This window comes from Streptococcus sp. NCTC 11567 (genome assembly GCF_902141215.1).
Lineage (GTDB): Bacteria > Bacillota > Bacilli > Lactobacillales > Streptococcaceae > Streptococcus > Streptococcus dysgalactiae.
The window spans coordinates 1,068,502-1,082,521 of the sequence record NZ_LR595857.1 but is presented as its reverse complement, the minus strand read 5'-3'; the positions used below and the strand labels follow the sequence as shown (position 1 = coordinate 1,082,521).

At 38.5% G+C, this 14,020-nt stretch carries 12 protein-coding genes; 5 read left to right on the top strand and 7 right to left on the bottom strand.

The genetic code is table 11. From position 1 onward, the window contains the following. The first annotated feature begins 32 nt into the window (after positions 1-32). The gene (locus FQT67_RS05525) at positions 33-233 is read left to right on the top strand and encodes a CsbD family protein (protein ID WP_002982507.1); all 201 of its coding nucleotides are present in this window, start codon (positions 33-35) and stop codon (positions 231-233) included. 81 nt (positions 234-314) lie between these two features. On the opposite strand, the gene FQT67_RS05520 is transcribed toward FQT67_RS05525, so the two are convergent. From FQT67_RS05520 to FQT67_RS05500, 5 genes are all read right to left on the bottom strand, one after another. Continuing rightward, on the bottom strand, positions 315-941 hold the full coding sequence (locus tag FQT67_RS05520) for an ABC transporter ATP-binding protein (protein WP_046177484.1): 627 nt from the start codon (positions 939-941) through the stop codon (positions 315-317). Further along, on the bottom strand, positions 925-1,728 hold the full coding sequence (locus FQT67_RS05515) for an ABC transporter ATP-binding protein (RefSeq protein ID WP_000140980.1): 804 nt from the start codon (positions 1,726-1,728) through the stop codon (positions 925-927). The genes FQT67_RS05520 and FQT67_RS05515 overlap by 17 nt, the downstream gene beginning before the upstream one ends. A gap of 11 nt (positions 1,729-1,739) precedes the next feature. Continuing rightward, the gene (locus tag FQT67_RS05510; protein ID WP_002982520.1) at positions 1,740-2,561 is read right to left on the bottom strand and encodes an ABC transporter permease; all 822 of its coding nucleotides are present in this window, start codon (positions 2,559-2,561) and stop codon (positions 1,740-1,742) included. Next, the gene (locus FQT67_RS05505) at positions 2,558-3,535 is read right to left on the bottom strand and encodes an ABC transporter permease (protein WP_011185011.1); all 978 of its coding nucleotides are present in this window, start codon (positions 3,533-3,535) and stop codon (positions 2,558-2,560) included. The genes FQT67_RS05510 and FQT67_RS05505 overlap by 4 nt, the downstream gene beginning before the upstream one ends. A 112-nt stretch (positions 3,536-3,647) precedes the next feature. Continuing rightward, a complete protein-coding gene (locus tag FQT67_RS05500) occupies positions 3,648-5,276 on the bottom strand; it encodes an ABC transporter substrate-binding protein (protein WP_046177483.1) in 1,629 nt (542 codons plus the stop codon). Positions 5,277-5,877: 601 nt separating this feature from the next. On the opposite strand from FQT67_RS05500, the gene FQT67_RS05490 reads away from it, so the two are divergent. From FQT67_RS05490 to FQT67_RS05480, 3 genes are all read left to right on the top strand, one after another. Further along, a protein-coding gene (locus FQT67_RS05490) for an IS3 family transposase (protein ID WP_115256964.1) occupies positions 5,878-6,983 on the top strand; the annotation gives its coding sequence in 2 pieces (ribosomal slippage) (positions 5,878-6,154 and positions 6,154-6,983; 1,107 coding nt in all). A gap of 15 nt (positions 6,984-6,998) precedes the next feature. Then, positions 6,999-7,955, top strand: a complete 957-nt coding sequence (locus FQT67_RS05485; protein WP_143936381.1) for an IS30 family transposase — start codon at positions 6,999-7,001, stop codon at positions 7,953-7,955. A gap of 157 nt (positions 7,956-8,112) precedes the next feature. After that, positions 8,113-9,336 (top strand): lipid II:glycine glycyltransferase FemX, encoded by a 1,224-nt coding sequence (locus FQT67_RS05480; RefSeq protein WP_046177276.1) that lies wholly within the window; start codon positions 8,113-8,115, stop codon positions 9,334-9,336. A gap of 100 nt (positions 9,337-9,436) precedes the next feature. Here FQT67_RS05480 and FQT67_RS05475 read toward each other — a convergent pair whose 3' ends face one another. Both FQT67_RS05475 and guaA read right to left on the bottom strand, forming a co-directional pair. Beyond that, positions 9,437-10,600 (bottom strand): cation:proton antiporter, encoded by a 1,164-nt coding sequence (locus FQT67_RS05475; RefSeq protein WP_046177275.1) that lies wholly within the window; start codon positions 10,598-10,600, stop codon positions 9,437-9,439. Positions 10,601-10,830: 230 nt separating this feature from the next. Then, positions 10,831-12,393: a glutamine-hydrolyzing GMP synthase gene (guaA, locus tag FQT67_RS05470; protein WP_003058332.1), complete on the bottom strand. Its 1,563-nt coding sequence runs from the start codon at positions 12,391-12,393 to the stop codon at positions 10,831-10,833. A 166-nt stretch (positions 12,394-12,559) separates the two neighbouring features. Here guaA and FQT67_RS05465 point away from each other — a divergent pair, with 166 nt between their 5' ends. Further along, positions 12,560-14,002: a hypothetical protein gene (locus tag FQT67_RS05465; protein ID WP_046177274.1), complete on the top strand. Its 1,443-nt coding sequence runs from the start codon at positions 12,560-12,562 to the stop codon at positions 14,000-14,002. The last annotated feature ends 18 nt before the right edge of the window (positions 14,003-14,020 follow it).

Sequence of the window (14,020 nt, the reverse complement as noted above, 5' to 3'; positions counted from 1 at the left end):
TAGAATAATAAAAAAAGAGGAGGATTCTAATCATGTCAGAAGAAAAATTAAAATCAAAAATTGAGCAAGCCTCTGGTGGCCTAAAAGAAGGTGCCGGTAAGTTGACAGGTGATAAAGAGCTAGAAGCAAAAGGATTTGTTGAAAAAACAATTGCTAAAGGCAAAGAACTTGCAGACGATGCAAAAGAAGCGGTTGAAGGTGCTGTAGATGCCGTTAAGGAAAAATTAAAATAATTAAAAAAACCAGCTTAAAGCTGGTTTTTTTAATGGTGTGATTTTGTTAGAAAAAGACTCAATAGGTAATAACCATAGGTGTTAGGTATGCTTGAACAGTTGAATACGATTCTCTTCAATCATATAGCACGCGTCACAGAGTTTTTCTAACATATCAAAATCATGACTAATAATGATGAGACCTAAATTTCTATCCTTTACAATCTCCAACAGGCTTTTCCATACACTAGCTTGTGTAATACTATCCAACATAGTAGTCATTTCATCTGCAATAAGGTATTTAGTCTCTGGATGTAATGAACGCACAATCGAAAAGCGTTGTAATTCCCCTCCCGAGAGTTCACTAGGGCGACGATTTAGCCATTTTTCTTGAATTCCAAAAGCATCTAGTAAATCTCGACTTGGGTAATAAGCTTCTTCTAAACTTTTTTTCATAGGCCATAAAGGATTCATCGTTTTTTCAGGATGTTGTTGAATAAGTTGTACAGGTCTAAATGCTTTGTTAGGCAAATTACTGCCATCAACTAATACTTCACCAGATCTAGGATGTAAAAAACCTGCAAGCACTTTGGATAAACTAGTTTTTCCACAACCACTTTGTCCAAATATACCTAAAACTTGACCAGGTGCTACCTCTAAATTAATCTCCTTAAAAAGCCATTGATCTTTTTTATGATAAAAGCCAAGCTTTTTAGCCTCTAAGGTCATGAGTAACTCCTTTCAAAAATTCTTGCTGTGGGAGAGAGCGCCATAAACTTCTAGCAAATTCTGTTTGTAACTGCTCTCCATTTCCGCTAAAGAAACTAGCTGGAGCTGTTTCAATAGCTTTTCCCTCTTTAAAAATAGTAATACGATCAGCAATTTGACTAGCTGCTACAATATCATGAGTGATAAATATAACGCTTATTCCTTTATCTGCAAAGGAGCGTAGTTGGTCTAAAACCATTTGCAGAGCATCTGGATGTAATCCAGGGGTGGGCTCATCCGCAATAATCAAAGAAACCTTATCACTAATACACGTTGTAAACAAAACACGTCGGAGCATTCCGCCAGAAAGTTGGAAAGGATACAAGTCACCATCACTTTCTTTTAAACCAAACTGTTGAAACAATCCTTCTTGAGTAGCCTTTGAATTTTCTGAGATACCTAAGCGCACCTGATGTTTGACTTTCATAGATGGATCTAAATAATTAACTGATTGTGGAATCAACGTAATATCTTTTCCTCGCAACTGTTTAATGCGTTTAGAATTTAGTGATTGACCACGATAAATCATATCTCCTGTTACAGATGCATTTTTAGGAAGAATATCCATAATAGCATGTGCTAATAAACTCTTCCCCGAACCACTAGCACCTATAATAGCTAATAACTCACCTTTTTTAATTTCTAAATTCAGCGCTTGTATCGGTGTTGATTGAAATGGTTTTAAAAATCTTCCGTATTGAGTGAAGGTGATGGAGAGGTCTTTAATGCTTAATAATGTTTCTGTCATATCTCTACCTCCTAAAAATGATCAGTTTGAGGGTAAAAGAGTTTCTTTAAAGATTCTCCGATAGTATCAAATGCATTGACAACCAAAATAAGATAAAGTCCTGGAAAGATAACCAACCACCAATTTCCAAGAGAGATATGCTTAGCTGCCTCTGACAAAATGATACCAACCGAAGGTTGTTCGGCAGAAAGGCCAAATCCTAAGAAAGTCATGGATGCTTCATGCAAGATGACGTGCGGAAATAAGAGGATAAACCCAATGAAAATTTGAGAAGCAATCAAAGGCAGGATATGATGCCTCACAATATAATAAGGCGTTTTTCCCATGCTTTTAGAGAGCTGGACAAAGGCTTTATTCTTTAGATCATAGACTTCATTGCGGATAAGCCTTGCTAGAGAGGGCCAATGGGTAACAGCCGTTGCAATGATAACCCCTTGAGCCCCTTTCCCAACAACAAAAGAAATGAGAATCATAAAAATCAAATGAGGCATACCAATAAACAAATCAACTAACCATGCTATTATTTTATCAATAAGGCTATTTCCTAAACCTGCAAGCACTCCAAAAACGGTCGCAAGAAAGACTCCCATAAGGGCACCTAATAAGCCGACTTGTAAAGAGAAATAAAGCCCTTTAATCGTTCTGACAAACATATCCCTACCTAAACCATCTGTTCCAAAAAGATGGTTTAATGAAGGAGCGAGGTTGCGTAAAGCTGCATTGGTTTCCAAAGGCGTCCTATAGAAATAAAGGTTTAAGGCTAGAATACTAAGAATGAGAGAAATGGCGATACCTAGTTGCCATAAAACCATCGTTCGACGTTTCAATATCATACTTTTCTCCTTAACTGTGGATTGATGATGCTATTTAAAATGTCCGCAATAAGATTGCCCGCAAAAACAAATAATGTTCCTATCATCACGATAGCTAGAAGTAGCGGTGTATCACTTTTAAGTCCTGCTTCAGTGAGGGTAGACCCTAAGCCAGGATATGAGAAAACTTGCTCAGCAAGAACAGATCCTCCAAACAATTCTCCAAAATAGGAAAAATGCAGTGTAATAGCTGGTACGATAGCATTTCTAAGACAATGATTTTTAAAAATTTGCCACTGTGTTTCCCCACGCGCTCTGGCAAATAAGACATATTCACTAGAAAGCACCGACATCATTTTAGTTCTCGTATGAAGAGTGACATTGGCAATGCCTAGAATACTTAGCGTGAAAACAGGTAACATAAGGTGCTTAATCCGATCAGCTAACGTAATATCTTGACTCAAAGTCCCAATCGGGGAAGAAATACCAATCGGGAACCACCCCAGCTGGACAGAAAAGATTAATAAAAAAATGAGGCCAATCCAAAACGTTGGTACTGATATCTGAAGGTAAGAAAACCACCTGACAACTCGGTCAAGTAATTTCCCTTGATGGAAAGCGGATAACGTTCCTAAGATAAATCCAATAAGACCCGATAAGATCCAAGAGAGTCCCATAAGTATGAAAGAAGCACCTGCCCGTGATCTAATAATATCACTAACAGGTTGCCGATAAACGAGCGAGGTCCCTAAATGTCCCTGTATCACATTTTTCAACCAAATAAAATATTGGACTAGAGCTGGCTTATCCAAGCCATAGTGGTGAGCAATCGCTTTGTACTGAGCAGGGGTTAGTGATGTGTCATAATTGACACTTGCCATGACGGGATCTACTGGAGATTGTTTTAACAAAACGAAGGTCAAAACAGATACCCCAAAAATAAGTGTGATACATCTGATGATTTTCCAGATGATAATAATGGTAGTACGTTTCACAATGAAATCTCCTTAATCGATAAGAAAAGGAGCCGAGGAAACGATCAGCACAGTTTTGTGTATCTTGTTTTCTCAGACTCCAAACTTAAAGTCGCTGTATTAACTAAACGCGTTACTTAGTTGATTCATCCCAAGTCCACTCGGCAATGTTAGTCAATAATGACCAATCATGACCATGACTGTGGATGCCTTGTTTACCTACATTGATACGTTTATCACCAATATAAGTATGGTTAAGGCTCACCAACCATACATTTGGCAAATCTCCAAGAGTAGAAGCACCTGTTTTGCCATCCCACTGCGCTAACTTCCAATATTCGTTAGCTTTGTCAAGGTCAGAAGATGTCATTGCTTTGTCAAGGTACTTAGTCACGGTAGGATTGTTATAAAACGTAATATTGGTCCAACCTTTACCTGCTAGGCTTGGATGATGTGATTCATAAAATTGCTGCGCGTGATGACGTCCTCCGGCATAAAGTAAGGCTGAGTCATGTGACTTCGTTGCCATTTCATCCCAGTTACTAGCTTTGAGTTTAATAGTAATCCCTAGGGCTTTGGCTTGCTCTGCTACTTCAACGGCTAAGTTCGCTCGCAATTGATCATTAGTAGGGTAGTACAGATCAAACGCTGCATCAAGGTCACCTTTTTTACGGCTACCGTCTGCTTGTTCTTTCCATCCCGCTTTTGTCAACAATTGCTTAGCTTTAGCTACTTTATTATCTTTAATGGCTGTTTTTGGATTCCAAAATGGTGTTTTATCAATAATTGAATAAGCTGGTTTACCATAACCATTTAAAACCGTATCGAGAACTTTTTGTCTATTTAAACCAATAGTCAAGGCTTTGCGGATTGCTGGATCGCTAGTGACATCATTTCCTACAGGATAACCATCAGGAGAATCAGTGATGACGCCTTTTTTCACATAAGGTAATGATAAGCCGCGCACATCATTTGATGGAATGTCAAGGAGGCGAGTGCCTTTGACTTTCTTACTAGCAAGTTCTGGTGTCGCGTAGATCATATCAACATCACCAGATTCTAAAGCAGCTAGTGCTGTGTTTTCATCAAGTAAGACCCAAGTCCATTTTTTAAAGTATGGTTTTTTCCCATGCCAATAAGGGTTACGAACAAAAATAGCTTGTTCTCCAGCCTTATATTCTTTTACCATGTAAGGTCCTGAACCGATAGGATTGCTCTTATACTTATCATTGTAATGTTTTTTAGGGACGATTGGGATTTCAGTCAACTGTGCTGTAAATGTCGAATGCGCCTCAGTCAAATGGATATTGACCTGATTTTTCCCAACTACTTCAACGTTCTTGATGAAGGTTAGATCCCAAGCCTTTCCATCTGCTTTCAACATATCATAAGTAAACTTAACATCATCAGCAGTAACAGGCTCACCATTTGAGAATTTAAAATCATCATGCAAGTCAAACGACCAAGTCAGCCCATCTTCAGAGAGATGGTATGTTTTAGCAAGCTCTCCTTTTATATCTAGTTCAGGAGAACGTTTCAATAGAGTGCTATGAGTGATATTCCCTTCATTGTGGACTCCATAACGGTCCTTTGGATCGAATTCATGAGGGAGCTTTGCCCCCATAGAAACGACAATTTCGTCTTTTGGACGTTGTTTGCGCTGACGTTCTTTTGTTTGAGGTTTTTGCTGTTGACATGCAACTAAAATAAGCCCAGTCAAAAATAACGTGATAATAGAGAAGTATTTTAGGTATTTTGACACAATCAAATCTCCTCATTTCTAATTGATAAATAATTTTTTGTAAAAAGTTATTTCATTATAACAAGAAAGGAAAGAGAAGGCAATTATTTAACTGGTTAATTAGAGTTTTCCTTGATTGATTTTCAGTCTTAAATAGGCTTTAAAATACGGGGAGTAAATAGCAATCTGTATTAGGCAATATTATTAAATAGCAAGAATCTTGCTTAACCATATGACCTAAACTATCCGTTTGTCCTGATTGGTAAGTAGCAGAATCTAAATCTGCAAAGGTTTATGTTTGATTTGGATTGTTAAAATTATGGATAGTCTTAATTTCAGCTAAAAAGAGTCTATAAATCATAAAATAAACCTATAAAAATATTAACAAATAGTATAAGAAAACTTCTAAAATGAACTTAGCCACTTTTTAGGTATGAAAAAAGCACCTCTAAGAGGTATACTTGTAGTTCACCACAAACACAAGGAAACTCAAAAAGATGCAAGATTATTATACACCAAAAGGCAAACAATTGACAATCCATGAGCGTCGGCATGAATAGGTTACACTAAACTAGACAGTCTTATAAAGTGTTCTACACTTAAGAAAAACGGGAGAAAAACCATGTCTAGAAAAGTACGTCGCCACTTCACCGATGATTTTAAGCAACAAATTGTTGACCTTTACAATGCTGGTAGAAAGCGTAGCAGTCTCATCAAGGAATATGAGCTAACCCCTTCCACCTTCGATAAGTGGGTTAGACAAGCCAAAACAACAGGTTCATTCAAGTCTGTTGATAATTTGACAGATGAACAGCGGGAGCTGATTGAACTCAGGAAACACAATAAAGAACTCGAAATGCAATTAGATATCCTAAAGCAAGCAGCGGTGATTATGGCACAAAAAGGGAAATAATCACTGCTAATAAGGATAACTATAGCATTTCAGCCATGTGTCGTTGGTTGAGCATTCCTCGTTCTAGCTATTATTACAAAGCTGTAGAACCAGTATCTGAAGCGGAACTTGAAGAAAATATCAAAGCTATTTTTCTCGAGAGCGAGTCCAGATACGGATTCAGAAAAATCAAAATATGCTTGAATAACGAAGGTATCACACGTTCACGTCGTCGGATTCGACGCATTATGAAGCGACTCAATTTGGTTTCTGTTTATCAGAAAGCCACCTTCAAACCACATTCCAGAGGCAAGAATGAAGCCCCTATTCCCAACCACTTAGACAGGCAATTTAAGCAAGAAAGACCACTACATGCCTTAGTCACTGACTTAACCTATGTTCGTGTAGGCAATCGTTGGGCTTATGTTTGCCTCATCATTGACCTATACAACCGTGAAATCATCGGCCTGTCTCTTGGTTGGCACAAGACCGCTGAACTCGTTAAGCAAGCCATACAAAGCATCCCTTACGCCCTGACCAAAGTCAAGATGTTCCATTCAGATCGTGGCAAAGAGTTTGATAATCAGTTAATTGATGAAATATTGGAAGCCTTTGGAATCACACGTTCGCTTAGTCAGGCTGGTTGTCCTTATGACAATGCCGTAGCTGAAAGTACGTATCGTGCTTTCAAAATTGAATTTGTTTATCAAGAAACCTTTCAATCGCTGGAAGAACTAGCTCTTAAGACTAAAGACTATGTTCATTGGTGGAATTACCACCGCATTCATGGTAGTCTCAACTACCAAACACCAATGACTAAAAGATTAATTGCCTAGAAAAACACTTTATAAATGTTGTACAGAAAAGTGTTGCCTTTTCAGCAAATTCAACGCTGGAAGCTGGAAGGTCGCTCTAATCGTGAAATTGCTCGCTTACTAGGTAAGACCCCCCAGACCATTCATAATGAAATCAAGCGAGGATTGGTTAGGCAACAGGTTCGTAAAGGAAAGTTTGAAGCCGTTTATTCTGCTCAACATGCTCAGTTGGTCTATCAAGAAAATCGCAAGCGTTCTGTTAGACCCATTAGACAGCGTAAGCAAGATAGGGAGGCTATTGAACACTACATGCGTCAGAACTATTCCCCTGAGATGATAGTTAAAGCTAAGGGAGTTCAAGTCCCTGTATCTACCATCTATTACTGGATTCATCATGGGAAATTAAGTCTTGGTAAGGAGGCTATGCTTTATCCGAGAAAGGCTAAGCAGGCTAGAAAACATGCCAGTCCTTATTTTAAACCCGCAGGAAAGAGTATTGAACAACGCCCAGATAGCATTAACCAACGTCTTGAAGCTGGGCATTATGAGATTGATACAGTCATTATGACGAGGGCTAAAAATCAATGCTTACTCACCCTAACGGACAGGAAAACACGTCATCAGCTGATTCGATTAATACCGGATAAGTCTGCTCAAGCCGTCAATGAAGCTCTTACGGGGATTCTAAAAGACTACACCGTCAACTCTATCACAGCAGACAACGGGACAGAATTTTCTCGCTTATCAGATGTCTTTCCAGCAAGTGACATCTACTATGCCCATCCCTATGCGTCATGGGAGAGAGGCACTAACGAAAACCATAATCGCCTGATTCGCAGATGGCTCCCTAAAGGTACCAAAACAACGACCCCTAAAGAAGTCGCTGCTATTGAACATTGGATCAATCATTATCCTAAACGACTCTTCAACTACAAGTCGCCAGTAGAAATGTTAAAACTGGCTAACTTCAACTTGAAATTTGGCTTTTTTTGATAAACTCTCAATTTTATCGGATGATTTACGAATATATTGTTGAGGACTAAATAATCTTTGAGCCTTTCTTGATAGGCTAGTTTCGATTTAGTGATTGCTTGCTACACGATTTAGTGACGTTTATTTGGTTAATACATTTAGAAGATGAGAGAGGCAAATGACAAAGGTAACATTTTATTCAAAAGTAGGAATTTCGGCAGAAGAACACGATGCTTTTGTAACACAACATGAGCAAGTCAATTTGCTACAGAGTAGTAATTGGGCTAAGGTTAAAGACCAATGGGAAAATGAACGGATTGGTATCTACAAAGGAAATCAGCAGGTTGCTTCTTTATCTCTGTTAATTAAACCATTACCTCTTGGGATGACTATTATTTATATCCCTAGAGGACCAGTCATGGACTATGAGGATTATGATTTGGTAACCTTTACGATGAACACACTCAAAGATTACGGTAAATTGAAAAAAGCTTTATTTATTAAATGTGATCCTGCGATACTTTTAAAACAATATTCGCTAGGTCAAGAAGGAGAGGAAAAATCAACTGCTTTGACAGCTATTGAGAATCTAAAGAAGGCAGGTGCTCATTGGACAGGGTTGACGACAGCTATTGCAGATAGCATCCAACCCCGGTTTCAAGCTAATGTTTATCCTGAGAAGGACCATCACCTCACCTTTCCAAAACACACTAGACGTCTGATGAAAGATGCTATGCAGCGTGGGGTAAGAACTTATCGTGCCACGCCATCAGAGATTGAACAGTTTTCAGCAGTTGTTTCATTAACAGAAAAACGAAAAAATATTTCCCTGCGTAATAAAGCTTATTTTAAAAAGTTAATGGCAATCTATGGCGATAGAGCTTACTTGCATTTGGCCAAAGTCAACATTTCACAGCAATTGACATACTATCAGCAACAATTAGCAGTTGTTAACGAGGAGATTGAACTTACTCAACCACATCAAAAGAAACGACTCAAGAAATTAGAAGAACAGAAAAGTTCTTTGGAACGTTACATTGTTGACTTTGAAACTTTTGAGACAAGCTCCCCTGAAGATGTTGTTATAGCAGGGATTCTTTCCATTTCTCATGGAAATGTCATGGAGATGCTTTATGCCGGAATGAATGAGGCGTTTAAAAAATGCTATCCGCAATACCTTCTCTATCCTAAAGTCTTTCAAGATGCTTATCAAGATGGGATTATTGGGGCGAATATGGGAGGTGTAGAAGGAACTCTTGACGATGGATTAACAAGGTTCAAGTCTCATTTCTCTCCTGTTATCGAAGAATTTATAGGAGAGTTTACACTTCCTGTGAGTTCACTGTATGGCCTTGCTAATATGTTTTACATCTTCCGGAAACGGTTAAAACATAAGCATTAAAAAAGAGCTCGTCAAAGTATGTACGGACCCCAAAAAGTTGGACAATAAATCTAACAATTGGGGGTCCGTACAAGTAAGCGAGTTCTTTTCATCTCTATGGTTACAGAGATTTATTAACATTAGGGTACTGTTCTAAATGCTCTTTAAAAGAAAATTTTAGAATAAAAGGAGCAATCATTGTTGTTAAGATAACAACCACAACTAAAGTAGAATAAGTTTGATGAGTAATCAATTTCTCTGCGAGACCTATTTGGATAATAATCAGCGCCATTTCCCCGCGACTAACCATCCCAGCTCCAATAGAAAGTGATTCCTGACGAGAAAAAGCAAAACCTCTTCCAACGAGATAGGAAGGCAGTAATTTGGTAACAATAGCTAATAAGGTTAATGCTAGAACTAATCCTAAATAAGAGAAGACACCATTTAATTGGAGGGGTAGCGCAATAGAGGCAAAAAAGATGGGAATAAAGATGCTGTAAGCAATTACTAATATGTTGTGTTCTACAATATCCGCTTTGGATGTTTGCCCAACAGCTAGACCGGCAAAAAATGCCCCAATAACAGAACTCATGCCGACTGACCAAGCAAGGAGAGACCAGGTTAAACAAATCAGTAATGCAAGGAAGGTTTCTCTCTCAAAATAGGGGATATGTTGGCTCCAATCATATAATTTGGGAACCAATAGTTTGACAGAAAAAACCAAGAAAACTAAAAAGAGGATTTGTAAACCAACTTGCATCACTAAATGACTTGATGCTCCTGCAGATGACATAAAGAAACTTAGCAGTAGCACAGCAAGCACATCATCAGCTACCGCAGCTCCTAGAATAACTGCCCCAATTTTCGTTCGTACCTTTTGGTACTCTTGCAGTACTTCCACAGTAATCGATACACTTGTTGCTGCAAAAACGAGCCAATAAAAAACAGCTGTATTAATAGGAAAGCCAAGGGTAATTCCAACATAGTAGAAAGTTACCATAGGGATAACAACACCCGATATAGCAACTACTAGACTAGGTTTGAAGTATTTTCTTAATAGTTCTAAATTAGCTTCTAGTCCAGCTAGAAACATCAGTAAAATAACCCCTATTTCAGCCAGGAAGTGCATAACGTGCCCCTCATGGACTAAATTGAGTAAAGATGGACCGATTAAAATACCGACACATAACTGGCCAACAACAGCAGGAATAGCTAGGCGATTTGCTAACAGAGTAGCCATGAGACTAGCAATAAGAATAATCGTTATTTCTAATAAGTTTTGCATATGAACTCCAATAATATTTCTGAAATCATCATTATATTATAACATTTTTCAGCTAAAAAGGTTAAGTTTTGACTAAAAATACCTTTTAAGTTGTTTTATAATAGACATAAAAACAATAATGATAATTGGCAGATTATTTCAAAACATGAGTATGGTCGTTATCCTTGAAAAGAAAGATTAGCAAACAAAAAAACCATCTGTATAAGACAGATGGTTCTCACGCTAGTGAATTATTCCCACTCAACAGTTGCAGGTGGTTTGCTGGTGATGTCGTAGACGATACGGTTGACATGATCAACCTCGTTGACGATACGCGTTGAGATTTTTTTCAAGACCTCCCAAGGGAGTTGAGCAAAGTCAGCTGTCATACCGTCAATTGAAGTAATGGCACGAATGGCAATGGTATAATCATAAGTACGACCATCTCCCATGACACCTACAGAACGGACACCTGTGTTAACTGTAAAGTATTGCCACACGTCACGATCTAAACCGGCCTTAGCGATTTCTTCACGAAGGATAGCATCTGACTCGCGGACAGTTTCAAGTTTCTCTTCAGTAATAGCTCCCATAACACGAATAGCTAAACCAGGTCCAGGGAAGGGTTGACGCCAAACAATTTCTTCAGGCATTCCAAGAGCAATTCCAAGAGCACGAACTTCATCTTTAAAGAGAGTGTTTAAAGGTTCAATCAATTCAAATTGCATGTCTTCAGGAAGGCCTCCCACATTATGGTGAGATTTAATGGTTTGGGCAGTTTCTGTTCCTGATTCGATAATATCAGTGTAGAGCGTTCCTTGAGCAAGGAAATCAACACCTTTTAATTTACTGGCCTCGTCATCAAAAACATAAACAAATTCATTACCGATGATTTTACGTTTTTTCTCAGGATCTTCAACGTCTGCAAGAAGATCAAGGAAACGTTTTGAAGCATCCACACGGATAATATTTAGGCCGAATTTGCCCCCAAGCATTCCCATAACTTGGTCTCCTTCATCCTTACGAAGAAGTCCATGATCTACAAAGATACAAGTTAATTGATCACCAATAGCTTTTTGAAGAAGGACGCCAACAACTGAAGAATCTACTCCTCCAGAAAGTCCGAGGAGAACTTTACGATTACCTACAGTTTCACGAATTTTCGCGATTTCCATTTCAATGAAATTATCCATTGACCAGTCACCACGCGCCCCACAGATAGAGACTGCAAAGTTTTTTAGAATATCATTCCCATACACAGAGTGTCTCACTTCTGGATGGAACTGAATACCGTAAAGGTTTTTCTCAGTATTTTCCATAGCCGCATAAGGGCAGTCGTTTGAGTCACCAACAAGATGGAAGCCTTCTGGAATTTCTGTGACAGCATCACCATGACTCATCAAAACAAGTTGCTCTTCAGGAGTACCTGCAAACAATTTTGAATCGGCACGGAGGTGAAGAGTTGACTGACCGTACTCACGATTTCCAGCTTGGCCAGCAGGAACAACTTTACCACCTAACATATGAGTGATTAGTTGCATTCCATAGCAGATACCAAGAATCGGAATCCCTAGTTCAAAGATTTCAGGGTCAATACCAAAGGCGTTATCAGCGTAGACAGAGTTAGGTCCGCCTGATAAAACGATACCAATGGGATTGATCTCACGAAGTTCTTGAGCGGTGATTTTATGGCTTTTAAGTTCGGAAAAAACACCGAACTCTCGAATACGTCTAGCAATCAGCTGGTTGTACTGGCTACCATAATCAAGAACGATAATTTTTTGAACATCATTCAAAATTGAAATTTCAGTCATTATAATCCTTTCATTCTATACCAACCTCAGGTTGATAGTTTTCAAATTATTGTAGCATATTTTTATCAAAAAGGCATTAGAATTTATCTAGGGGAATATAAAAATGTCTAGGAGTTATGTTACAATAGAAGACTAAGGTAGAAAACATGAGTGGCAAGGAGGTCCTGTGATTAGGAAGAAAAGAATTTTTGGCTTATTTCGAGTGAGTGAATTACTCTTAGTTGGGCTTTTGATCAGTCTTTTATTTGCCCTCTTTGCACTCACCAATAGTTTTTCGACTCTTCACAATATGTTAGCAACTGCAGGACTAATCCAAAGAAGTGCTAATCAAAAGCCACATTATCAGGTTGGGCAAGAAGTTCAGGTTAAACTTCCGGGGAAATACCGTGACTGGATTGGAAAAGTAAGCAAGCGACTTGCAAATCTGGATGACAAGTACCGACTCAACTATCATTATGAGATAACTTTCCCTACGGAACAAGTGAGCATCCATGTAGGAGAATCAGATTTGACAAAAGCTGATAAGGCTAAGTTTGCAAAAGGGGATATTGTTAAGTTATCTTCTCCGAAGGTAAAAGAAGATGGAAATACCTATCAGGGACAATTAGCAACCGTAGAAAAGGTTAAAACTCACCATGCACCTTCGAGTGGTGGCTACCAATATGATATGACCTTGAATGATGGTCAACACTTAGATGGCATTCCAGAAAAGGCTATTGTAGTACCCTACCGCATAGCTCTAAAGGAGGAGAATACTGCCCAGGAAAATAATCAACTTCTCCGAAAAGCTTTTACGTATGCTCAAACTCATCCTAACAGTATTTTGGCTTTTCCAAAAGGACAATTTCGGATTGGTTCCATAACTCCTGACGTAGATTATGCTGTACTGCCATCAGAAACTGCTATCGTAGGCAACCAAACAGAGTTAATCATTCAAGGAACCATGTATTGGTTTGGCTTTCCGACGGGACCCGAAGCTCATCAGGGGGTGCATCATCTCACTTTAGCAGGTATTCACTTTAAAGCAAGTGACTTAAACAAAGGCAATCACTTTATGATTATGGCTAACCATGGCAGCGATTGGCATGTTTACAATAATAGATTTACTATGGTTCATCAACGTAATAGTCATCTTTTTGATTTAGGTTCTTTGCAAAATTCATTATTTGAAAAAAATGACTTCATCGGCTATGCTCCTGAGCTAACAGAAGAAAGCGGGCTGCTCTCAAAAGCTGGAGGACATGACTTTTTCTCAGAAGCCATTCAGTTTGATGCTGCTACACATCGATTTGCATGGGATGGTGACCTATTAAAGAAAATTGCTCCAAACTATGATACTTTCAATCAAATACGACATTTATGTCATAATATTACGATAAGCCAAAATCAATTTTTACCTTATATCGATTCCAAAGGGAAGTTAAAAGCTTACAGTGGTTCTATTGGTCAGCATTCTTCAGAAGTAGGAGCCATCATGGTAATAAATAATGTGTTCGCTTCTTCCATTGTTTCTAGAGCTAACAAAGAACCTTCTCCAAGTTGGTTTATGGAGCCAATTCATTTTCCTCCCAATTCGCCTGTAACGATTGTAGGTAATACCATTAATTAATAATAGCCTGGCTATTTG